The sequence below is a fragment of the Paucibacter aquatile genome (genome assembly GCF_002885975.1).
Classification (GTDB): Bacteria; Pseudomonadota; Gammaproteobacteria; order Burkholderiales; family Burkholderiaceae_C; genus Paucibacter_A; species Paucibacter_A aquatilis.
Genome location: NZ_POSP01000001.1, coordinates 531,712 through 554,519, shown reverse-complemented (window position 1 = coordinate 554,519; position 22,808 = coordinate 531,712). Strand labels below are relative to the sequence as shown.

The 22,808-nt window shown below is 66.5% G+C and carries 17 protein-coding genes; 9 read left to right on the top strand and 8 right to left on the bottom strand.

All coding sequences use genetic code 11. From position 1 onward, the window contains the following. Nucleotides 1-65: 65 nt before the first annotated feature. From C1O66_RS02420 to C1O66_RS02395, 6 genes are all read right to left on the bottom strand, one after another. Nucleotides 66-641, bottom strand: coding sequence for a PEP-CTERM sorting domain-containing protein (locus C1O66_RS02420; protein ID WP_102766391.1), 576 nt, complete (start codon nt 639-641; stop codon nt 66-68). Between the two features lie 267 nt (nt 642-908). Further along, the gene (locus tag C1O66_RS02415) at nt 909-1,385 is read right to left on the bottom strand and encodes a VOC family protein (RefSeq protein ID WP_102766390.1); all 477 of its coding nucleotides are present in this window, start codon (nt 1,383-1,385) and stop codon (nt 909-911) included. Between the two features lie 114 nt (nt 1,386-1,499). Then, nucleotides 1,500-2,687: a toxic anion resistance protein gene (locus tag C1O66_RS02410; RefSeq protein ID WP_102766389.1), complete on the bottom strand. Its 1,188-nt coding sequence runs from the start codon at nt 2,685-2,687 to the stop codon at nt 1,500-1,502. Beyond that, the gene (locus C1O66_RS02405; protein ID WP_133155074.1) at nt 2,684-3,370 is read right to left on the bottom strand and encodes a hypothetical protein; all 687 of its coding nucleotides are present in this window, start codon (nt 3,368-3,370) and stop codon (nt 2,684-2,686) included. The genes C1O66_RS02410 and C1O66_RS02405 overlap by 4 nt, the downstream gene beginning before the upstream one ends. A gap of 17 nt (nt 3,371-3,387) precedes the next feature. Beyond that, nucleotides 3,388-5,058, bottom strand: a complete 1,671-nt coding sequence (locus C1O66_RS02400) for a vWA domain-containing protein (protein WP_165794430.1) — start codon at nt 5,056-5,058, stop codon at nt 3,388-3,390. Nucleotides 5,059-5,072: 14 nt separating this feature from the next. Further along, a complete protein-coding gene (locus C1O66_RS02395; protein WP_102766386.1) occupies nt 5,073-6,218 on the bottom strand; it encodes a hypothetical protein in 1,146 nt (381 codons plus the stop codon). 111 nt (nt 6,219-6,329) lie between these two features. Here C1O66_RS02395 and C1O66_RS02390 point away from each other — a divergent pair, with 111 nt between their 5' ends. Both C1O66_RS02390 and C1O66_RS02385 read left to right on the top strand, forming a co-directional pair. Further along, nucleotides 6,330-6,974: a hypothetical protein gene (locus C1O66_RS02390; protein WP_102766385.1), complete on the top strand. Its 645-nt coding sequence runs from the start codon at nt 6,330-6,332 to the stop codon at nt 6,972-6,974. Between the two features lie 451 nt (nt 6,975-7,425). Beyond that, nucleotides 7,426-9,618: a pre-peptidase C-terminal domain-containing protein gene (locus C1O66_RS02385; RefSeq protein ID WP_102766384.1), complete on the top strand. Its 2,193-nt coding sequence runs from the start codon at nt 7,426-7,428 to the stop codon at nt 9,616-9,618. 183 nt (nt 9,619-9,801) lie between these two features. Here C1O66_RS02385 and C1O66_RS02380 read toward each other — a convergent pair whose 3' ends face one another. After that, nucleotides 9,802-13,785 carry a Kelch repeat-containing protein gene (locus C1O66_RS02380; protein ID WP_165794429.1) on the bottom strand — a complete coding sequence of 1,328 codons (3,984 nt, stop codon included), beginning with the start codon at nt 13,783-13,785 and terminating at the stop codon, nt 9,802-9,804. A gap of 264 nt (nt 13,786-14,049) precedes the next feature. Here C1O66_RS02380 and C1O66_RS02375 point away from each other — a divergent pair, with 264 nt between their 5' ends. From C1O66_RS02375 to C1O66_RS02355, 5 genes are all read left to right on the top strand, one after another. After that, nucleotides 14,050-16,323 carry a tetratricopeptide repeat-containing sensor histidine kinase gene (locus C1O66_RS02375; RefSeq protein ID WP_165794428.1) on the top strand — a complete coding sequence of 758 codons (2,274 nt, stop codon included), beginning with the start codon at nt 14,050-14,052 and terminating at the stop codon, nt 16,321-16,323. A 189-nt stretch (nt 16,324-16,512) separates the two neighbouring features. Then, nucleotides 16,513-16,911 carry a GntR family transcriptional regulator gene (locus C1O66_RS02370; protein ID WP_223696650.1) on the top strand — a complete coding sequence of 133 codons (399 nt, stop codon included), beginning with the start codon at nt 16,513-16,515 and terminating at the stop codon, nt 16,909-16,911. Next, nucleotides 16,908-17,810: an ATP-binding cassette domain-containing protein gene (locus C1O66_RS02365; protein WP_102766381.1), complete on the top strand. Its 903-nt coding sequence runs from the start codon at nt 16,908-16,910 to the stop codon at nt 17,808-17,810. The genes C1O66_RS02370 and C1O66_RS02365 overlap by 4 nt, the downstream gene beginning before the upstream one ends. Further along, nucleotides 17,807-18,499, top strand: coding sequence for an ABC transporter permease subunit (locus tag C1O66_RS02360; protein WP_102766380.1), 693 nt, complete (start codon nt 17,807-17,809; stop codon nt 18,497-18,499). Before C1O66_RS02365 ends, C1O66_RS02360 begins: the two co-directional genes overlap by 4 nt. A gap of 10 nt (nt 18,500-18,509) precedes the next feature. Next, nucleotides 18,510-19,667, top strand: coding sequence for an acyltransferase family protein (locus C1O66_RS02355; RefSeq protein WP_102766379.1), 1,158 nt, complete (start codon nt 18,510-18,512; stop codon nt 19,665-19,667). Nucleotides 19,668-19,734: 67 nt separating this feature from the next. Here the strand turns inward: C1O66_RS02355 and C1O66_RS02350 are convergent, their stop codons facing one another. Further along, nucleotides 19,735-20,928, bottom strand: coding sequence for a PQQ-dependent sugar dehydrogenase (locus tag C1O66_RS02350; protein ID WP_102766378.1), 1,194 nt, complete (start codon nt 20,926-20,928; stop codon nt 19,735-19,737). Between the two features lie 247 nt (nt 20,929-21,175). Here C1O66_RS02350 and C1O66_RS02345 point away from each other — a divergent pair, with 247 nt between their 5' ends. Together C1O66_RS02345 and C1O66_RS02340 are read left to right on the top strand one after the other, a co-directional pair. Continuing rightward, complete coding sequence (locus C1O66_RS02345; RefSeq protein ID WP_102766377.1) at nt 21,176-21,529, top strand: PadR family transcriptional regulator; 354 nt, start codon at nt 21,176-21,178, stop codon at nt 21,527-21,529. Between the two features lie 47 nt (nt 21,530-21,576). Beyond that, the gene (locus tag C1O66_RS02340) at nt 21,577-22,746 is read left to right on the top strand and encodes a hypothetical protein (RefSeq protein WP_102766376.1); all 1,170 of its coding nucleotides are present in this window, start codon (nt 21,577-21,579) and stop codon (nt 22,744-22,746) included. Nucleotides 22,747-22,808: the final 62 nt, after the last annotated feature.

Genomic DNA, 22,808 nt, shown 5'->3' with positions numbered 1-22,808 from the left:
GACCGAAAGCCCATGAAAAAAGCAGCCCGAAGGCTGCTTGACCTGCGAGGCAGGACGGGTCGGACTCAGTCGGCACGGCGGCCGCGTCGCGCAGCCGCTGCCACAGCAAACAGGCCCAGGGCCATCAGGCCGTAGGTGGCGGGCTCAGGTACCGGGGTGGTGATGACGCTGCCGGGGCCGCTGACATTCAGGCTGTAGGCGCCGAACTCACTGGGGTCGAAACCGGTGGTGATGAAGAAATAGTTGGTGCCGGCCGTCAGATTGACGTTGAAGCCCGACAAACCAATGCTGGGCCGGTCGTCATTGCCGACCACCCCGTTGACCAAGGGAGTGGCCGGGTTGAAGGCGTCCTTGTAGATGAAGGTGAAGTTGTCCCAGCTGGCCGTCGCCGTGCTCAAAAAGTCGTAGGCACCGGTCACCGAGACCGTGAAGGGCAGCACCTCGTACTTGACGCCGGTGCCGGCCGAGGACAGGCCCGAGAAGCTGGCGAAAGGCCGGTTCCAGATGGCGCCATTGCTGGTGTCGCCGGTGAACACTTCGGCCTGTGCGCCGGCGGCGGCACAGATCAGGGCGGCAGCTACGGCCAGGCGATGGAGCGGAGCTGCGGCGCGGCGTGAGTCGGAGCAGGTGCGGGTGAACATGGTGATACGGTCCCTTGCAGTCTTGCTGTTGTGGTCGGTCGCGCCATGAAGGCAAACCAGATCGGGCGCGCCGGAATGAACACATCTCAAGCCCAGACGGCATGGCGTCGAAAGCGCCGTCCCAGCTGAACTTGCGATTTCATGCTATGCCCGGAAGACCAGGGGCTGGGAGGGCGGATGCCCGCAGCGCCGACGCGCCACGTCACGTGAAGCAGCTTCTGGGAAACCCTGAGGGTTGCGGACCAAGGCGGCCCAAAGCGATGCCGATCAAATGCCGAGGTAGGCGCGCCGCAGCCCCTCGAACTCCAGCTTGACCATGCCAAACATGGCGTGCATCACGCGGGCGGCCACGACGGGATCGGGGTCGCGCAGCCAGTCCGGCAAGGGTCGGGGCACGATCTGCCAGCTCAGGCCCCAGGGGTCGGTGATCCAGCCGCACTGCAGGGTCTTGCCACCGGCGTCCAGCAGGCGGCCCCAGATGCGATCGAGCTCGGCCTGGTCCTCGCAATCGACCGACAGCGAAACGGCCGGGCTCAGCGTGTACTGAGGCCCGCCATTGAGCAGTTGCAAGCTCATGCCGCCGAGCTCCAGGCGCGCCATCAAGAGGCTGCCGGGCGTGCCGGGGCCGGTCTCGCCCCAGTGCATCACATCGACGACGCGGCTGCCGGGAATCAGATCGAGGTAGAAGGCCATGGCCTCCTCGGCGCGGCCGTCGAACCACAGGCAGGTGGAGATCTGGGACATGGTCGGCTCCTTGGGACTGGGAAGGTCCTGGCGATCGATTGAAAAAACTCTCGAACGGGGGTTGCGCCGGCGCCTGGCCCCTCGCACGAGGTCAGCGGGCCAGGCAAGCCCTCGTCATTGACCGCCCGCCGCCTCCCGCGCGCGCTGCTGGCGCACCCGGTCGACATAGGTTTCGGCGCGGGCCAGCTCGGTCTTCAGGATGGCATTGTTCTGACCCATCACATCGATGGCCTTGGCGCGGAAGTTGTCCATCGCATCCATGGCCTGGAAGGTCTGGTTGAACATCTCTTTCATCTTGTCAATGCCCAGCATGGGGTTCTGCGCGAACTGGGTGGTCTGCTCGACGTGCTGGTTGAGCGCGCGGCCGGTCTCGCTGATCAGATTGCCGATGGTGGCGTTGACGCCTTGCAGCATCTCCATCACCTGGATCTGATTGCCGGTGGCGCGTGCCACGGTCTGGGCCACGGCCAGGGCGCTCATGCCGGTGGTGGCCACACGGGTGCAGCCGTTGATCATTTCGCGGCCGGTCTTCTTCAGCACATCGAGGGCCAGATAACCGTTCACGCAGACGGCTTGCTGGGTCTGGATGTCCTGCAGGTTCTGGCGGGCGTAGAACAGCACCTCCTGGCGCAAGGCCTGGGCCCGCTGCGGGTCGCTGAGCTCCAGGGCTTGCACCTTGTCGGCCAGCTGGCTGTCCAGGGCGCCGGCAAAGCGCGCGGCGGCGGCGAGCTTTTGCATCGCGTCCCAGAGCTTGGCGCGGGTGGCCTCGATGTCGATCACATCTTTTTGCATGTCATCGCGGGCCGCGTAGAGCTGGCCCATCGAGGTCTTGAGCTGCTCGGCCGCGCTCTGGTACTTGCGGAAATAAGCCTCCAGCTTGTTGCCGAAGGGGATGATGCCCAGCAGCTTGCGCGGCTGAAGCAAGTCGCCGTCGGCGCCGGGGTTGAGCTCGTCGAGCTGGGCGCGGATCTCGGCAATCGCCTTGTAGGCCGGCGTGTCCTCGATGCCGGCGAAATTGCGGTTCATGAAGCGGCCCTGCATCAGCGAGGACGCATTGGAGATCTCTTCCTTGCCCAGGGCGAAGGCGCTGTCCAGGCGCTGTTTGAAGGCTTCGCTGTGCAGGTCTTCGCGGGCCAGGGCGTCGATGAACTGCAGCACTTGGGCATCGACCTGCTGGGCCAGCTCGGGCTTGAGCGGCACGGCCTCGCGCGTGGCCTCGGCGGCCACCGGGTGGATGACCTCGGGCGGCTGCAGCTGGAAGGCGGGCGTGGCCGTGCTGGTCGGGGCGGACGGAGAGTTCATGGCTTGCGCTCCTCGGGGGCGGTGTTGAGTGCCGGGGCGTCCAGGCCTTGCGGGCCGAACTTCTGGCTCAGGAATTTGGAATGGACGAGAAAGGCGTGGGCATCCTGCGCCGCCAGATCGTCGCCCAGCTGCAGCACCTTGGCCTCCAGCTCGGCCAGGGTGTCGGCGAAGGTGGCTTCGGCGGTCTTGCCGTTGTCCAGGATCTTGCGGCTGGCAAATGCCGCCGGAATGGACAGGTAGGTGTTGAGCGCCTCGGGCAGGTAGCGGATGGCGATGTGGCGCGCGTGAAAACTGTCCTGCAGGGAGAGATTGCCCTTGCTGCGCTCCCATTGCTGCAGCAGGCCATCGAGCGCCGTGCACAGGGCCAGCACGCGGCCCTGCAGGGCCGGCGGGATGCGCTGCTCGGGGTTGTACTCGGTCAGACGGCGCACGCCGTCGAGCGCGCGCTCCATGGCCTCGCGGGCATCGCCTTCGTCGCTGAACTGCAAGGCCTCCCAGGCCGGCTCGCGGCGGGACGGAAAGCCCCACCAAAGCCCGCCGATGACAAAGCCAGCGCCATAGCCCAGAGCCGCCACACCGAGGCCCCAGCCAGCTCCCAGCAGGCCCACGGCCTTGAGCAGCAGCACCCCGCTGGCCAGACCCAGGCCGCACCAGTTGGCCGGCGAGGCCACGAGTCGAAACACTGCCGCCGCCAGCCCCATCACTGATACGCCCGGATGTCCTTGAACACGCTGTACAGCGGCGTGCGGCGGGCATCAAAGACGCGACCGCCGGTGGTCTTGACCAGCGCCTTCAACTCGGCCTCGTTGGCCTCGCCAAAGACGACGACAAACACCGGAATCGCGCGCACGTCCTCGGGCAGGGCCTGGTAGTCGCGCTCGAACTGCGCCAGCGAGCGGCCCTTGTTGACCTCACCATCGGTGAAAGCCACGACCGAGTACTGGTAGCCGGGATGCTGGTTGCGCTGCTCCAGCATCTGAGCCAGGGCCAGGTAGACCGCGTCGTAGAGCGCGGTGCCGCCTTTCATGCGCAGCTCGTCGGCGGTCTGGCGCACCTGGGCCAGCACCTGCTGCTTGGCCTCGCTGTCGGCCTGCTCGGCCACGCCGCGGCCGGCCTTGCCGGCGGCCGGCAGCTCGAAGGGCTGCAGCTCACCGGGCCGGTCCGAGAAGGGCAGCAACCAGAGCCGCTCGCGGTTGCTGAGGCGGGCGATGCGGCCGGTCAGCGAGGCATCGGCACCGGCGATGTAATGCAGGGCCTCGACCAGCTGCTGGCGCCGGCCGCCACCGGCCATGCTGCCGCTGGTGTCGAGCACGAAGGTCGAGGCAATCGGAGTGCGGAACTCGTTGAGGTAGGCGGCGATCAGGCCATCGGCCAGCGCCCGGTCGGGCGAGAAAGGCAGCTCGACCTGCAGGCCCTGGCGCGGCAGCACATCGGCCACGCGCTCGTTCAGCTCGGGTTTGATCGGGCGGCGCAGGGTCTGGCGCGCCAGCCAGAGCTGGGCCGGCTCGCTCTTGAGGTATTCGGCCACCTTGAGGTAGTCGGCCCGCTTGGCCTCGTTGAGCAGCATGAAGGGGTAGTCGGCCGTGCTGACGCCCTCATGCGGGTAGATCAGGGTCAGCTTTTCGCGCAGCTTGCCCGAGGCATTGAGGCTGAGCAGCCAGCTCTCGTAATTGATGAAGGCATTGACCTTGGGGCCTTGCTGCAGGATGAACTGCTCGGAGAGATAACTCGAGTTGTCACCGGGCAGCTTGTAGCCCTTGAGAAAATCGGCAATGGCGCCGCGGTCGACATCGGCGGCGCTGAGGGCTTCGGACTTTTGGCTGGCGGCGGCCACCACGCCCATCAAGGCCATGAAGCCCTGGTTGGAGGTGGCGGGGTTGGAAAGCGCGTACTTCAGCTGGCCGGCCTTGGCGGCGTTGGCGATGTCTTTCCAGGTCAGCTTGAGATCGGGCCGGTCCCAGCCCTGTTTACGCGCATCGGACTCGCTGACGCCGATAGCGATCGGCGAGAGCATGATCTTCTCTTGGAGCTTGACCCGGCCCTGGCCCTGCGGGCTGGACAGCAGGTATTTGGCATTGGCGAACCAGGCGGCGTCGCTCTTGGCTTCGCCGCTGAGCACGGCCTCGGTGCTCTCCATGGTGCCGCCGAACTTGAGCTTCAGGCGCACGCCGGTGGCCTTGCGCACCATCTCCTGCAGCGGCTCCACATCCTTGAGGTCGCTGGTGGCCAGCACGGTGAAGTCTTCCGCTGCGGACTCCAGCTTGGGTGCGTCGGCAGCCGGCGCGGCCGGCTCGGCCTTGCGTCCGCAGCCGGCCGTGGCCAGCAAGAGCGCGCTCAGGGACGCCAGGCCCAGCCCTCGAATCCAAGGCATTGTGTTCACGCGGATCATTGCGCCATCTCCTGGGCCACCACCTCGATCATCTCGGCCATCAATTCAAAAGACGGCGGGTCCACCACCTGGGTCAGCCGCGGCTCCACGCCCAGGCCCGTGGCCTGCACGGTCTTGACGAAGCGGGCCGTGTCGGCGATGCGGAAACCGTACTCGACCGCAATGCCCTGCAGCTCTGCATCGTTGGCCAGCAGCTCGCCCAGGGCCTTGGCCCGCTCGTTCAGCGAGACGAACACCACCTTGTTGACGATGGTGGGCTGCGGGTAGAGCAGCACCATGTCGGCGCTGACGCCCTTCTTGGCCAGGGCATGGCTGACCAGCTGGTTCTCGTAGATGAAGGCCAGCGGCGTCTTGCCCATGCCGATGGCCACGTAATCGTCGAAGTTGCCGTTGACGTAGTTTTCCTGGTAGCCCTGGCGCTTGAACAGCTCGGCCAGCTTGAGGGCGGTGGCGCGGGCGGTCGGCCGGTCGGTCACGACATCGCCGTTCAAGGCCTGGCTGGTCAGGGCCAGGTACATGGCGCCCGAGTTGCTGCGGCGAAGATCCGTGGTGGAGACCAGCACGCTGCGGCTGACCTCGTAGGCGCCCGCGTCCTTGAGCTCTTTCCACTTCTTCTTGGCCAGCATCAGCTGGGTCAGGGCCGCCATGTCCAGGCCATAGACCTTGGGCGAGAGCGGCTTGGCCAGGCCGTTGGCCACCAGGATGCGCGCCACCGGCTCCCAGGAGGCCACCACCATGGGCGTGTGGAAGGGCGCGAGCTGGGCCACGGGCAGCTGGGCCTTGCGAGCCGCATCGACCACCTGGTTGGCAGCCACCACGCCGGAGGGGAAGAAGAAGTCGGCTGCGGTGTCACGGCTGGCGCCGTCGAGCTTGGCCGCCATGTCGCGGCTGCCAACCCGGGACACGCTGACTGGCAGGCGCGCGGCAGCCAAACGTTGGACCACGCGCGGGTCTTTGAAGAAGGTCTCCACATCCAAGGCGATCAAGCCCTTGAGCGGCAGCACGGCAGCCTGCTCGGCCGCTTCCAGCTGCGCCTGAGCCTCCTGCTTCTGCCCCCGCAGCGCCAGGAACAGGCTGCCACCAAAGGCCGCAGCCACCGCCACCGTGATCAATGCGCGCTTGCTCTTCGAGATCGCAGCCACAGGTCTCCCTCGCTGATTGGATTGCGCGCAAATATAGACGCAAAGCGGGGCGACAGACCGCCGTCATGGCGGCGGTGCAGCCCGCGCGACACGCTCACCGACAATCGCACCATGCGCAAGCGCCACGATGCCCACCTTCTTGAAGCCCCCCACGCAGCCACCCGACCTGCGCCCACGCGCCTGTGGCGCGGCCTGGCGCTGATGCTGGCCGGGGGCGGGCTCTTGGCTCTGTCGAGCTGGGTGTTCGGCCCCGAGGGGCTGAAGGTGGAGCAGGTGGCCAAGACCTGGCGGCTGGAGATCGAGGTGGAGCGCCGCACCCTGGAAACCGGCAGCGGCTGGTGTGACGAGCTGCCCGAGGGCGCCCAGTTGCTGAGCCGCCGCCTGCTCGACAGCGACCCCAGCGGCCAACGCAGCGGTGCCCTGGAGCATTGCCACTACCGCGCCCTGCAATGGCGCACCTCGTACCTGGCGCTGCGCCAAGGCCAGGCGCCCGAGGCACCGCAATGGCCCCGGCCCGATCTGCGCCCCGGCGACCCCGAACGCCAGGGTCTGGGCGAAGAACGCTTGGGCAAGCGGCAAAGCTTTTACGAGCTGCAGCTGCGTGCCAGTGACGGGCGGCAGTGGAGCTGCCGGCAAAGCCTGGAAGACTGGCAGACTCGACCCGAGAAAGCCCGCTACCGCGTTCGGGTGGATCGTTACGGCGTGGCCAACTGCGCCAGCCTGCCGCCCCTGAGGCTGCCGGCGCGCGGCCGCTGAAGCCGGACACCCCAGCCCAGCACCTGCCTCATTTCGCGGCAGGACAAGTTTCTCCCTTTGGCATCAAGCACTTGCCGGGCTCGCCCGCAGCTTGCCCACGGACTTGTCCACAGCGCTCGGGGACAAGCTCCGCCGAGGGCTGGGGCCGGCCGTTTTCGGGGGCTGCATCCACATTGCTCGATTTCGCAGCAGGGCAAGAAAAACTCAATCGGATCAGACACTTGCAGCCACCGCCCGCAGCTTGCCCACGCACTTGTCCACAGAGGCTGGGGACAGTGCAGCGGGCCCAGCCCTGTCAGAACTTACACATGTCGCCGCACGGGCTTGTGTCCATCATGCGCGGGCCGGTGTCGAGCGGTCCCGGCGCCGCTGCAGGCGCGATCCATCCACCCATCCGTCCGTCCTGCGGCTTCACTTCACGCGACATGTTTGTCGAGAAAGAGCCTCTTCCATGCGACACCTATCCAGCTTGAGCCTTTCAGGGCTCGCCCTTGCTGCCAGTCTGAGCAGCCTTCTGCCCGTAACGGTGCAGGCCGAGACAGGCCGGGCCGACGCGGTCAAGACGAACCCTGCGGCCCTTCCGGGCACCTTCGCTGCCCGGCCACTGACCGTGGCGCGCAGCTGGCCCAGCGAGCAGCGCCTGGACGCCGAAGCAAGCGAGGCCTCAGCCTCAGCCGCTCAGACGGCCCGCGAGCGCCGCATCGAGCGGCAGTTCCACAAGGCTGGCGCCGATTTCATCAAGCTGCACTTCGCCGATTTCCGCCTGCCCAAGGGTGCCTATGTGCTGGTGAGTTCGGCCGATGGCCAGGAACTTTATCGTTATGAGGCCGAACCGGCGCGCGCCGACAACCGCACCTTCGATCGCAGCCTCGGTGAAGACGGATTGCGGCAGTTTGCCGCAATGTCGGTGTTCGGCGAGCGCGCCCGCCTGACCCTGGTGCTGCCGGCCGGCGTGCGCTGGGGGCCCGACCATGCCTTGCACATCGACCGTTTCCATGCCGGGCAGATCGACGCTGACGAGGCCGCTGGACGCGGCCCTGGCTCGGGCCCGGCCCCACTGTCCGTGTGTGGCGGCGACGAACGCCGCGATCCGGTCTGCCTGGCTGCCAGCCACGCCGGTGCCGTGGATCGCAGCCGCCCGGTGGCACGGCTCCTGATGGCCGGCAGCGGCCTGTGCACCGGCTGGCGGGTCGGCGCCGACAACCGCATGTTCACCAACAACCACTGCCTGTCGACCCAGAACACCCTGAGCAATACCGAAGTCTGGTTCAACTACGAGAGAACCAGCTGCGGCGGCAGCACCCTGGCCGCCGTGACCAAGGTCACCGGTCAGACCCTGCTCAAGACCGACGCCACCCTGGACTACTCGCTGTTCACCATCAACGATTTCGCCAAAGTGGCCAGCTTCGGCTACCTCGGTCTGGATCCGCGGGCTGCGGTCAAGGGTGAGCCCATCTTCATTGCCCAGCACGGGGGCGGCAAGCCCAAGCAGCTCGCCGTCACCAGCGACCAAAACGGCGGTGCGGCCTGCCAGATCGACAATGCCTCGGTGGCGGGCAATGCCTCGGGTACCGATGTCGCCTATTACTGCGACACCGAGGGCGGATCCTCGGGCTCACCGGTGATTGCAGCCGGCAGCCGCAAGGTGCTGGCCCTGCACCACTTCGGCGGTTGCACCAACCAAGGCGTGCAGATCAGCAAGATCTGGCCCCAGGTGGCCAGCCACTTCAACAACCAGGTGCCAGGTGGAGACGATGGCGGCAATGGCAGCAATCGGCCACCCGTGGCCGAGTTCAGCAGCAGCTGCAACGGCCTGGTTTGCAGTTTCAACGGCAGCGCCTCCAGCGACAGCGATGGCCGCATCACCCGCTACGACTGGCAGTTCGGTGACGGCCGCACCGCCAGCGGCGCCCAGGTCAGCAACAGCTATCTGCAGGCCGGGCGCTACAGCGCCACCCTGAGCGTCACCGACGACCGCGGCGCCAGCGGCAGCAAGAGCCAGGACTTGGTGCTGTCCAGCAGCACGCCGCTGGAACTGCAGTCCGGCGTTCCGGTCAACAACCTGGGCGCGGCCAAGGATCAAACCCTGAGCTACTTCATCAAGACCACACAGCCGGGCACCCAGGTCCTGGTCGGCATCAGTGGTGGCGCAGGCAACAGCGGCAATGCCGACCTCTATGTGCGCGCCGGCGCCGAACCGACCAGCACTCAGTACGACTGCCGCCCGGCCCTGAGCGGCAACACCGAGAACTGCACACTGCTGCTGGCCGCCCCGGGCACGGCCTACATCAAGCTGGTGGCCAGCAGTGCCTTCACCGGCGTAAACCTGTTGGCCAGCCTGCAGGTCGGCAACAGCGGCTATCCCAAGACCGGCCTGGCCGCCACCAAGGGCAACTGGTTGCGCTATGTCTACACGGTGCCGGCCGGCCGCAGCAGTGTCACCTTCAGCACCAGTGGCGGCAGCGGCGATGCCGACCTCTACCTGCGCCGCGCCGAAGCCCCGGACACCAGCAACTACCAATGTCGCTCGAACGGCAGCACCAACAAGGAAAGCTGCACGCTGACCGTCAACGCCGGTGAAACCATCCACATCGGCCTGCGGGCCTACAGCAGCTTCTCAGGGCTGACGCTGGATCTCAAGTGAGCCCAGGGGCAAGGCCAGGCAAGCCTTGCCCTCCCTCAAGCGCTACCACTTGCTGCATCAAGAAAAAAGGCCCGACTCCTGAAGGAGCCGGGCCTTTTTTTCAAGGTTCCTCACTCACGAGTTCGCCGCCAGAGCGGATGCGTCGCTCGCGGACCCCAGGGTGCAATCCCCGGGGCGCCATCCTCACTGGGCGCGGGTGGTCGCCTTGAAGGGGACCTGGAAGCCGCCGATATTGAGCGTGGCGGTCGCGGTGGTCAGCGGCTGATTGCTGCTGCGCACACGGACGCGGATCGATTGACCCTTGGTGATGGTGCCAGGCACGCTGGTGAATGCCGCGCCTGCAATGCTGTACTCACCGTTTTCCACACTGACCGGGGCTGCCGTGTTGATGCCCCAGATGCCGGCCGACGACGAAGACACCCAGGTGTCCAGGGTGACGTTGGTCGCCTCGGTGAAGGCAAAGGCATCAGGAACCGGGTCTTCCGCCACGGTGGTGACGTCAAAGCTGCCGCTGACACCACCGATGGTGACCACAGCCCGCTTGGTGGACACGAAGGCACTGCTGCTGATGACGCGGACACGGATGCCCTGACCATTCAACACCGTACCCGGTGCGCTGGTGAAGGCAGCGCCGCTGATGCTGTACTCACCGCCTTCGATGGAGATCGGAGTGGGCGCATTGATGCCGTTGACCGTGCGGGTCGACGAGGTCACGGCCGTGTTGACCAGCACACCCGAGATCGGGTCGAAGGAGAACGGCGTCGGGACGCGATCGGCCACGGCCGTGGTGACATCGAAGCGGGTGCTGTAAGAGCCCACGGTCAAGGTCACGCTCTGGCTGGTCTGATACTCAGGACCGGTGGTCAGGCGAACCCGAACCGACTGCCCCTTGGTGATGCTGCCGGCCACCGAGGTGAAGGCACCGCCCGCAATGCTGTACTCACCGCCGACAACGCTGATCGGCGTTGCCGTGTTGATGCCCGCCACAACCTTGCTTTCTGACACCACCACCGTGTTGGGCAATGCGGACACATTGGCCAGGAAAGTGAAAGCCAGTGGCTCGGTATCGGGAGCCGCTGTCACGGCCGTGAAGCTGCCATTCACACCACCCACATTCAGGCTCACCGTGCTGGCGGTGGAATGCTGGCTGCTGCTGGTGACGCGCACACGCACCGATTGAGCGTTGTTGACCATACCGGGCGCGCTGGTGAAAGCTGCGCCATTGATGCTGTACTCACCGCCCGTCACGCTGATCGGCGTGGGCGCGTTGATGCCCGTGACGACGACCACCGGCGAGGTGATCCAGACGCCCAGGTCGACATTGCTGAGGCCAGCGAAGCTGAAGGCCGCCGGGGTGGTGTCGACACCCGAGGTGGTCACTGCAAAACCTGCGGTAACGCCGCCGATGTTCAGCACCGTGGTGTTGGTCGCGCCGTAGCTGGAACTGCTCAGCTGACGCACACGCACGGTCTGACCCGACAAGACCGTCCCAGCCGCGCTGGTGAAGGCGCCGCCATTGATGTTGTATTCACCGCCGGTCACGCTGATCGGCGTCGGGCCGTTGATGCCGCGAATCATGACACCGGCCGAGGCCGTCTGGGTCGACAGGGCCGCGCCCGTGACTGCGGGGAAGGCAAAAGCGTCGGGCGTGGTGTCCAGATTGGCCGTCGTGACATTGAACACGGCGTTGACCGTACCGACGGTCAAGGTGGCACGGGTCGTCTCTCCATACGCAGCAGCGCTGTTGACTCGCACGCGCAAGGTCTGACCCTTGACCACGGTGCCTGGCGCGGAGGTGTACGGGGCACCGGCAATGCTGTACTCACCGCCCACGATGCTGATCGGCGTGGCGGTGTTCACACCCCAAATGCCAATGCTGTTCGAGATGATCTGGGTGTTCAGCGCAGCGCTTGGCACCGGAACGAAGGCGAAGGCGTCAGGGGTGACGTCTTCCGCCATGGTTGTCACGTTGAAAGGCACGCTGAGCGAGCCCACCGTCACGACTGCCGTCTTGGTGCTGCCGAAGCTGGTGCTGCTGAGCAGACGCACACGCACACCCTGACCGTTGGTCACGGTGCCGGCTGCGCTGGTGAAGGCTCCGCCGCTGATGCTGTACTCACCGCCCACCACCGAGATGGGCGTCGGGCCGGTGACGGTGATGGTGGCCGTGCCCGAAGACACGAGGGTGTTCAGGGCTGCGTTCGACTCGGGGTTGAAGACGAAAGGCTTGACATCGCCGCTGGCGGCCACGGTGGTGCTGTTGAAGCTGGCCGAGAAGCCACCCACCACCACGGTGACACCACGGGTGGTCGAATTGGTGTTGGCGCTCATCACACGCACGCGCAACACCTGACCGGCCAGCACGGTGCCGGGGGCGCTGGTGAAGGCGCCGCCGTCCAAGCTGTACTCACCGCCGGTGACCTGGATCGGGGCTGCAGCATCGATGCCGGCGATGGTCGCCGGAGCCGACACCACCCAGCTGTTCAGGGCCACATTGGTGGCGCTGGCAAAGCTGAATGCGTCGGGGGTGACGTCCTTGTCCGTCACCACGACATTGATGGACTTCTGCGCGCTTTCGCCGTGGTCATCGGTCACGGTCAGCAGCACGGTGTAAGTGCCGGCTGCGGCATAGCGGTGGCTGGCAGTGGCGCCTTCGGCGCCGCTGCCATCACCGAAGTTCCAGGCGTAGGACACGATGGAGCCGTCGATGTCGCGGCTGGTCGAGGCGTCGAATGCGAAGGTGGTGTTCAGCGAACCCGTGGCCGGCGACACGCTGAATGCAGCCTGGGGCGCCTGATTGACCGTGCTGTCCGAATCCGCCAGGCTCAGATGCCAGACGCTGCCTTGAATGCTCTGGCCCGGCTCGCGGCCACCGTAGAGCACGGACACCTTGGCGATCGGGTCATAGGCCATCATGGCGAGATAACGCGCCGGCGGCGACACAGCTGGGGTCACTTCGGTCCAGGTGTTCTTGGCAAAGTCGTAAATCCAGGTGTCAGCCAACAGCTCTGCCGTCGTCGGCACGGTCGCGTAGAAGTCGCGCACCGAGGTACCGCCGTGCATCACCACCACCCCATGCTCCTTGTCGAAGGACATCTGGTGGCCCATGCGAGCCGGCGGGCTCACGGGGGTGATCATCTGCGTCCAGGTGTTGGTCGACAGCTTGTAGGCCCAGGTGTCGCCCAAGGGGCCCTTGCCACCCGGGCAGCGGGTGTCGGAACCGTCGCAACGGCCGCCGTACAGAATGAAGACATCGTTGACCGAGTCGTAGACCATGCCCGAACTGATTTCATTGCGCTTGTACGGGCCGACTTCTGCATTCGGCTTCTTCAGCGCCCAGGTCTTGGTGCGGGCATCCAGCACCCAGGTTTCATTCAGCGACACGCCGTTGATGGAGCCGCCGAACATGACGATGGCCTTGTCGGCCGTCGAGTAGGCCGCCGCCGGCGTGTTCGAGCCATAGCCCACATGGGGCGTCGGGCCGGTGTATCCGTAGTGGGCCAGCTGCAGCGCCGCCCATTGGCGGGTGACGGGCGAGTAGTACCACGAACCGCCATCGGTCCACACCTTGATCTGGTAGGTCGAGCCCGGAGCCAGGCCGTAGACCGGGCTGGCCAAGGTCAGGGTCTTGGTGATCGAGTCGTAGGACTGGACATAGGCCTTGCCGTAGCCGGTGGCGACGGTCCAGTCCTTGAAGTGGTCCGAGGTCACATCGCTGGGCAGCGAGGAGTCCACCACGGTGGTCGTGTTAGTCCCGGCCTGAGCGGTGCGCATCGTGGCACGGGTGCCGGTGCACTTGTAGCCACCGCCGGAGAGCGACCAGTACAGGTGGTTGTAGTCGTCGTAAATCGTGACCTGGGTGTCTCGACCGTCCGGGCCGGAGAAACCGAAGGTACCCGGGCAGTGATCCGCGGGGTTCTCGATGGCGGTCCACTGGTCGGCGACGGTGTCGTACTGCCAGATGTCGGCCACAAAGCCCGAAGCACTGCCTCCGAACAGCATCAGCTTGCCATTCAGGGAGTCAAAGTCCATGGAGGTCCAGGCGCGCGGGCCCGGGCTGGTGGCCGAGCGGAAGGGCTCCAGCGGCGCTTTTTTGGTCCAGGTGGCCACCAAATTGCCGGCCCAACTGCCGCCTGCGGCAAGTCCGAGCGCCAGAAGCGTGATCACGGATCTGGTTCGCTTGTCGTTGTACATATGCTGTCCCATGAAGCTTTGAAAAAGGGCAAAGCCCGGCACGCCGGGCAACTTTGGAAGCGTACGTCATCCACCATTTCTTGAACGCCCCCTTAGTCAGGGGGAACCCGTGGTGAAAGTCCGCACTTGCAGTCAGACCCCCTCATTTGAGTGGTGCCAACCTTCCATGGCCCCAGCATCTCGCCCTCACCTCCGCGCGCCCACCGACACAGCGTCTGGCTTATGCTTCCAGGCACCATGGACTTGTTCATCGACGAGGCGCGCTATCAAGCCCTGCTGAGCAAGCTTGGGCAGGGGGCCGCGTCGCTGGACGAACGGGTGGCACTGTGCTGGCATCAGCGCCAGCGCGAGCCGGCGGCGGCCCAGCAATTGGCCCGCGACCTGGTGGCCCAGCCGATCGCGCTGAGCGCGGGGGATCGCGCTCGCCTGGCGCTGGTGCGCGCCGAACAAGCCCTGCTGGCAATCCAGCCCGACGCTGCCCGCGCAGCCTTGCATGAAGCCCGCGAGGGATTCAGTCTGACGGCCGACCCTGAAGGCTTGGCGGACTGCGCCTGGTTGCAAGCCCTGCAAGCCGTGCTCGAGGGTCGCCAGCCCCAGGCCCTGCCGTTTCTGGATGAGATCCGTGAGCGGGCCGGTACAGATTCGCTGCGCGGACTGGCGGCAGGATTGTGGGGGGACTTGCTGCGCACCTTTGCCGACCCTGCAGCAGGGCGGGCACGCGGCGCCCCCGGCCAGGAAGCAATTGATGCATTGCCACTCGGGGCCAAAGCCTGGGCCCATGAGCTGCGCGGCACCCTGGCAGCCCAGCGCAGCGACTACGGGCGGGCCGCCGCCGAACGGCTGCTGGCCTGCGAGTTCGCCCTGGCCTCAGGCCAGGTGCAGCGCGCCGTGGTGGCCATCCACAACGCGGCCGATGCCTTGAACAATCTCGGCGCCTACGAGCAGTCTTTGCACTGGATGGAACGTGCCCTGGCCCTGGTGCGTGAGCGCGCCTGGCCGCAGCTGATGGGCTACAGCCTGGCGCAGCTGGGGGATACCTTGCGCCGCCTCGGGCGGCTGGACGCCGCCCAGGAGGCGGTACAGGAAGCGCTGGCGCTCTTGTCCAAAGCACCGACCTCGCGCCCGTTCGCGATTGCCTTGAAATGCGAGGGCGATCTTGCGCTGGACCGCGCCGAAGCCGCGGCGGCACTGGAGGCCTTCGAACAGCTGGGGCAGCACCCGCAAGCGCTGACGCAGCCCGATCTGGCCATCTTTGCGCTGCGCGGCCAGGCGCAAGCCCTGTCCCGGCTGGATCGGCCCGAGCAGGCCCTGGCCTGCGCCCTGCGGGCCCTGGAGCGCGCCACCGCCAGCGGCCATGCCTTCCGCCAGATTGAGGCCTTGCGCGCACTGGCCAGCCTCCACACACGCCACCCTGCGCTGCCATGCCCACCCGGCAGCACGGCGCCCAACGCCGCCCTGCACCACCTGTTGCAAGCTCAAGCCCTGGCCCAGACCCTGCCTGGTTTTGAAATCCCGAGCGAGCTGGCTGAAGCACTCGCCGACGCCTGGGCTGCAGCCGGCGACATGGCCCAGGCCTACCAGCTTTCACGCGCCGCCAACGCCGCCCGACAGCGCAGCCAGACCGAGCTGGCCAACCAACGTGTGCTGGCCATGCAAGCCCTGCACCAAACCGACAAGGCCCGCGCCGAAGCGGCCGAGCAAGCTCGCCGCGCTGATGCCCTGATGCGCGAAATGGCACAGCGGGTGCAACAAGGCAAGTTGCAGGCCCTGGGGCAGTTGGTGGCCGGTGTTGCCCATGAACTCAACACCCCGATCGGCAACAGCATGATGGCCGCCAGCCACTGGCAGGCGCGCAATGAAGCGCTGAGTCAGGCCGTTCAGGCGCAGGCCCTGCGCCGCAGTGCCCTGGACGACTACCTGCTGCACGCCCGCCAGTCGGCTGAGCTCTTGGCCCGCAATCTGAGCCGAGCCGCCGCTTTGGTCGAGCAGTTCAAGCAGATCGCGGTGGACTCCACCACCGAGGCTCGGCGCCGCTTCAGCCTGCGCCCGCTGTGTGAAGCGGCCCTGCAAACCTGCCAGCACGAGGCCTTGCAGGAGCAAGGGCTCAAGCTCGAACTGGAGCTCCAAATCGATGCCGGGCTGGAACTCGACAGCGACCCGGTGGCCTTGCAACAGCTGCTGGCCGAGCTGTGCCGCAATGCCCGGTTGCATGCGTTCGTGGGTCGCAGCGAAGGCCGGCTGCGCCTGCAGCTCGAACCACGGCCCGGCAGAGCCGGCTTTCGCCTGAGCCTGAGCGACAACGGCTGCGGCATCGCCGAGGCCGACCTGGGCCGCATCTTCGAGCCCTTCTTCAGCACCCGCTTCGGCCAGGGCCGCAGCGGCCTGGGCCTGCATGTCTGCCACAACCTGGCCCTGGCCCGGCTGGGTGGCAGCCTCAGCGTTCAAAGCACACCCGGTCAGGGCACTTGCTTCGTGCTGGAGCTGGGCGACGCCCGGTCCTCCATGCCTTGAACAGCGCTCCACCCCAAGCGCATCACGCACCCTGCCGAGTCTCAGGCCCGTACTCGGTTTCGCAAGAAGCGCGCGGCTGGGCCGGGTAAAAGGCCACCGACCGGTTCTTGAGGGATCACGGTGCGGCTTGGAATCAACAGGCTTCACTGTATATACTGTGTACAGACAATATACCCAGTGATTGATCGAGTGAGCGCTGAACTGTTTCTGTCGGCCTCCGACGCCCAGCCGATGTACCGGCAAATCGTCGAGCAGGTCACCATCAAGGTGCTATCCGGTGATTGGCCAGCCGGCACCGCACTGCCGTCCATCCGCGAGATGGCAGCAGCCAACGGCGTCAGCGTCATCACCGTCAAACGCGCCTACCTTGAGCTGGAGCATGCCGGCGTGATCATCACTCGGCATGGCAAGGGCTCGTTCGTCGCCGACTCCACCGACGCACCACGCGCGCAGCAACAGGCCGAACTGATCCTTCACCTCGATCAAGCCTTGGCCAGTGCGGAGCGCCTGGGTCTGAGCGACGCCGAGTTCCACGATCTCATCCAAACCCGGCGCGCCCAACGCGCCACTGATGGAGCCTCCTCATGAGCCCCTCCCCGGTTCCCGCCTTTGCCCTGCGGGGCGTCAGCAAACGCTATGAGGCATTCACCCTGCATCCCTTGGATCTCGAGCTGGCCGAAGGCCAGATCATGGGCCTGGTGGGCGTGAACGGCGCCGGCAAGAGCACGCTGCTGCGCCTGCTTGCAGGCCTGAGCCTGGCCGATGGCGGGCAGCTGGAGGTGCTGGGCCACCGCTTGCCGGAGCAGCAGGTGCAAGCCAAGCAGCACACGGCCTTGGCCTCGGAAGACATGCGCATGTATGGCTCGCAGACTCTGTCATGGCATTTCGACTTTGTGCGCCGCATGGTGCCGCAATGGGACGGCGCCTACGCTGAGCACCTGCGGCGTCGCTTTGACCTGCCGGCCGACCAGCGCGTGGCGGGCTTCTCGCATGGTCAGCGCGTCAAAGCGCTCTTGCTGCTGGTGCTGGCCCGTCGCACTCGCCTGCTCTTGCTCGATGAGCCGACCACGGGACTCGATCCGGTGGCGCGCGCCGAGGTGCTGGACGCCTTGGCCGAGGTGCTGATGGACGAGCGCCGCAGTGTGCTGTTCTCCTCGCACCAGACGGGCGAAGTGGAGCGCTTGGCGGATCGCATCGCGTTCTTGCATCAAGGGCGACTGCTCACCGACGAGGCCAAGGACAGCTACCTGGAGCGCTGGCGCCGCATCGTCGGCCACGGGTACGCGCCGGACGATTTGGGCGACTGGCCCGAAGTGGCGCAGTGCCGTCGCAATGGCTCTCTGGTGGAGTTGCGCGTGCGCGCCTTCAGTCCGGGCTTGCAAGAGCGATTGCAGGCTCGGGGCATGCAGATCCATCAAATCACCCCCCTGACCCTGGAAGACATCTTCGTAAGCACCGTACGCGAGCACAGCGGAGCGACAGCATGAACCCCTCACCCTTCACCCCCCAATGGCCTGTCATCCGAGCACTCGTCCAGAAGGACTGGCAATTGTTCGAGAAGCAGTTGGCCGCCTATGTGGGCGCCGGTGTCCTGGCCCTGGCCTTGATGGGCCATGCGCAGAGCTGGAGTTTCTACCTGGGATCGCTCTTGCTCATCATCGTGATGGTGGCGGCGTCCTGCTTCGCCGTCAGCACCGCCCTCATCAACGAACGCAAGGAGAAAACCTTGGCTTTCGTGATGAGCCTGCCCGTCACTCCGCTGGACTTCTACCTGGGAAAACTGCTGGGCAACCTCGTGACCTTTGGCGTTCCCTTCGTGCTGCTCACAGCTGGAGCCGTGGCCATCACGCTGTGGACCCCCTTGCCCGACGGCCTGCTGACCCTGGTGCTGCTGCTGGCCGGCCACCTCCTGCTGGCCTTTTGCCTCTCTCTCGCCGTGGCCATGCGCGTGGAATCAGAGGGCTGGAACATCTTCGTGATGATCACCGGCTCGGCACTCATCAATCCGCTGATGGCCGGCTTGAGCCAGGTGCCTGACATCGCTCGACATTGGTCAGGCCCTGTGGTTGTGTGGAGCTGGCAAGTGCTGCTCATCCTTGGCGCGCAATTGCTCTTGAGTCTGGCGCTGATGCTGAACACCGGTTGGCACCACCTCCGCAAGCCCGCGTTCTTCTGAGCGGCGCGCCATGCCGCCACGCTTGCACGCCCTGGATGCCCTGCGGGCCGGGGCCATGTTGGCCGGCGTGGTGTTTCACGTCGCCTTGGCGCACAGCCCTTTGGTGGCTGCGCTGTGGCCCACCGCCGATCGATCCCAAGCCCCCGCCTTGGATCTGCTCTTGTGGCCGCTGCACTTGGTGCGCATGCCGGTGTTCTTCTGGCTGGCTGGCTTCTTCGCCGCCAGGCATTGGGCGCACCGGGGCTCGGCCGGTTTCTTGAGTTCTCGCCTGCGTCGCCTGGCCGTGCCGCTGCTCATCGGGGTGCCGCTGCTGCACTTGGCGATGGGCGCCTTGCTCAGGTGGGCCTTGGACCACGTCGCGCACCCCTCACCCCTGTTGCAGCTGATCAGGCGCGCCTTGGACCAGGGCTGGACTTTGCCGCCACCGGGCACAGGCCACCTCTGGTTTCTGCTGTATCTGCTGTGGTTCACCTTGCTGGCCTGGGTGACGCGCACTTTGGCCCCTCCCGCCTGGGCCGCGCGGCTGCGTGACATGCCGCTGAAGTATTGGGTGAGCGCGCTTCCCCTGATCCTGCTGCCACTCTTGCACGCAGTGCCAGCCCCGCACCCTGCACCGGAGGCCTTGCTGCCGCAGTTCTGGGCCCTGTGCTTCTACGGTGCGTTCTATGCCATGGGGGCGAGCAGCGCGGCGTGGTGGGAACGCCTGGCCCAGGCCCGATGGGCCGGGAGCTTGGCTGCAGGCTTTGGACTGGCTGCCTGCGCCTACCTGCTGCTGTTGCCTGCCCCTGGCGCTTCGGCTTCATGGCCGGTGGCGGCCGCGGGGGCTCTAGGCTCCGTCTGGGGCTGCCTGGCTCTGCTCGGCTGGGCACAGCGGCTGGGCGGCTCGGTCCGCCGAGCCTGGCTCACGCATCTGGCAGATGCATCGTACTGGGTCTACCTCGTGCACCTGCCCATTGCGCTGGCGCTCCAGTTGGCGCTGATGGACCAGCCCTGGCCCTGGTGGGTCAAACTGCCCCTGGTGCTGGCGCTCACTCTGGCGCTGGCACTGGGAAGCTTCGAGGCCTTGATTCGGCATGGCGTGGTGGGGCGATGGCTCTTGGGTCGCAAGGGCTGGATCAATCCCAAGGATCGGCAAGCCGCTGCGAACGGCAGCTCGGGCCTTGAGTGACGCAGCAGCGCCAAGCCGGGGCGCGCCATCAAGGGCGCAGCCCCAGCAAATCATGTCGCCGCCACAGTCACCGCGCCAAGCGCATCAGCTTGCCGCTGTCGGTCAAGAGCATCAAGGCGCCATCGGCGGCCTGGCGCACATCGCGAATGCGTTCGCCCTGGTCCTTGAACATCTCGGTGCGCGATTGCACGGTGTTGCCGTTCAATTGCAGGCGCCACAAGGCCTGTCCCGCCAGCGAGCCCGAGAAGAGCTGCCCCTGCCATTCCGGGAACATGCTGCCGGTGTAGAAGACCAAGCCGGCCGGCGCCACCGACACCGGCACCCAGTAGCTCAGAGGCTCCACATAAGTCGGCGCATGGACGCCACCACCGAGGCGGCAGCCCTCGCTGACCGGATCCCCGTAGTTGCAACCGTAGCTCTTGACCGGCCAGCCGTAGTTGGCGCCGGCCCGGGCGATGTTGATCTCATCACCGCCCTGCGGGCCATGCTCGCTGACCCACAACTCGCCCGTGACCGGATGCAGGGCGGCGCCTTGAGGGTTGCGGTGGCCCACACTCCACAGGCCGGCGCGAGCGCCCGCGCCGAAGCTGGGGTTGTCGCCGGGCAGGCTGCCATCGCGCTGGATGCGCACCACCTTGCCCAGGGTCTGGCTCAGGTCTTGCGCCGGGCTGCCCATTTGGCGTTCGCCCAGTGTCACAAACAGGCTCTTGTCCCGGGCGAACACCAGGCGCGAGCCGAAATGGCCGCTGCCGCTGACCTTGGGCGCCTGCCGGAAGATCGTCACCACATCGAGCAGCGCATTGCCGACCAGACGCCCGCGGGCCACGGCCGTGCCGGACTTGCCGGCTTCCGCCCCCTGCCCCGGCTCGGCATAGCTGAGGTAGACCCAGGGCGTGCTCGCAAAGTCAGGGTCGATGGCCACATCGAGCAAACCGCCCTGCCCCGCAGACGCCACCGCAGGCACGCCGCTGATCGCGACCGAAGCCCCCTGGCCACTGGCCGGCAGCTTCAGCAGGCTGCCGCTTTTCTGCGTCACCAGCCACGGGCCGTCGGGCAGTTGCACCATGCCCCAGGGGCTTTGCAAATCGCTGCGCAAGGTGCTCAGCTGCGGCGCGGCCGGGGTGGGTGCGGGCGTTGGGGCGGGCGTCGGTGCAGGCGTTGGGCTGGGTTCCGCCGCGACGGAACTGCCCCCTCCACCACAAGCAACCAAGAGCGAGACGGAAATGCAAGCCAGGGTGCAAATCGAGGGTCGAGTGGTCATGGCGGCGGTCTCCGGTGGCAATGCTTGGCGGGAGTCTATGCCGGCCTCCCGCTTGGGTCTCGCCAAAGATCTCGCCACTTCCGCTGCCATGCCGACGTCTTCGCTCAGCACCGGCCGCGGGTGAATGGTCTTGCCCATATCCACCACGTCCACCACGTCCGCCCCGATCGCCCCGATCGCTAGGGCCAGGGCGATCTCGCTGCAGTCGACGCTTGACCCGATAACTCTACATATGTAGAGTTATCGAATGACACGAACACGAGCACCCTCACAGCAGGCCCTGGCCGTGCTGCTGGTTTTGGCCGACGCCGGCGAAGAATGGCGTCATGGCTACGACATCGCGACGCAGGCCGACATCAAATCCGGCACCTTGTACCCCTTGCTCATGCGGCTTGAAGCGCAAGGCCAACTCGAGGCGGTGTGGCAGGAGTCGCCCACACCGGGCCGGCCGCCACGCCACGCCTACCGCTTGACGGAAGCTGGCCGTGCCTGGCTGGCCGGCATGGGCGATGCACTCGACCACGCGCGGGCTCGGCGCCGGGCCGCTGAGCTGCAAACCGGCTGGGCGGTCGCGCCGCGTTCATCGACCAAGCCATCATGAGCAATCCCGCACCAAGCGCGTTCCGACTCGTCCTCGCGCGATGGCTGATGCGCGCATGCCTGGCCCTGATGCCCAAGGCACAGGCGCCCTGGGCGCAAGCCATGGCGGCCGAGCTCGACGAGATCCGCGCTGCCGGAGCGGCCTGCAGTTTCGCCTTTGGTTGCTTGGCACTGGCGCTGAAGCTGCGTCTCTTGTCGAACTGGCAATCGGCTGCAGCGAGCGCCAAGCGCATGACCGGAGCGTTTGCGTACCGGGGCCTGGGCGGCACCTTGCTAAAGCAAGTGCATGAAGCAAGCGCGGCACGCCTCGGCGCCGCAAGCGCCTGCCTGGCGGTGCTGATGGGTGGCGTGTTCATGGCCACGACGGGCGCACCCAAGGCCTGGCCCTGGATGAACGGCCTGTCCTTGGCCTTTGGCCTGGCCAGCCTGGCCCTGCTGCCCAAACAAGGGCTACAAACAGACCAGCGCCTGCGCGAGCGGCTCTGCCTCCTGCTGGGCAGCCTCTTGCTGGCGAGTTGCGCATTGGAATCCCGCGAGGGCTTGAACGGGCGTTGGCTGCAATTGGGCCCTGTGAGCGTGCAGCTGGTATGGCTGCTCGTGCCCAGCCTGCTCTTGCTGTCGAATCGTCCGGCTGGACAGGCACAGGCCAGCCGCCCCCTGTGCAGCAGCCTGGGCTTGCTCCTGGCCATCGCCGCGCTCTGGGCGCAAACGGAGCCGATGTGGCTGTTGCTGATGGGTCTCATGCTGCTGCTGCGCAGCGCGCGAAGAAGCGAGCCTCAAGCGGCTCATCAGGCTGAAGCTTTGCTGGCCTGCCTGGCCTTGCTGGCGGCGGGCTTGAGCAGCCAGCACTGGCAGATGCCAAGCAGCCAGGCCTTCGTCGATCAGGTCCTGCTGCAAGCCTGGTCGCACAGCCCTCAGCCTTTGCTGACGGGGCTGATGCTCGCCGCCCTGCTGCTCTTGGTCTTGCCAGGATGGCGCCACCGGCACGCACGCGAACACAGCCTGCTCTGGGCCGGCCTTCTGTTGATGAGCCTGCCGGGCTTCCTGCCCACGCCGCTGCTGGGCATGGGCGGCAGCGCCATCCTGGGCTATGTGCTCAGCCTTGCGGCCGTCTCGGGGCCCGAGCCCGGCCCACAAGCGCCCAGCAAGGTAGCGCATACGCCCCGACACCGGCGAGAGTCGCACAAAGCCCCATGGCGACGGCTCAAGCCTCGCTAGTCCCGGCTTAACCTCGCCTCGCCTCGCCTCGCCTCGCCCCTAGCCCCGCCGACTCGCATTCA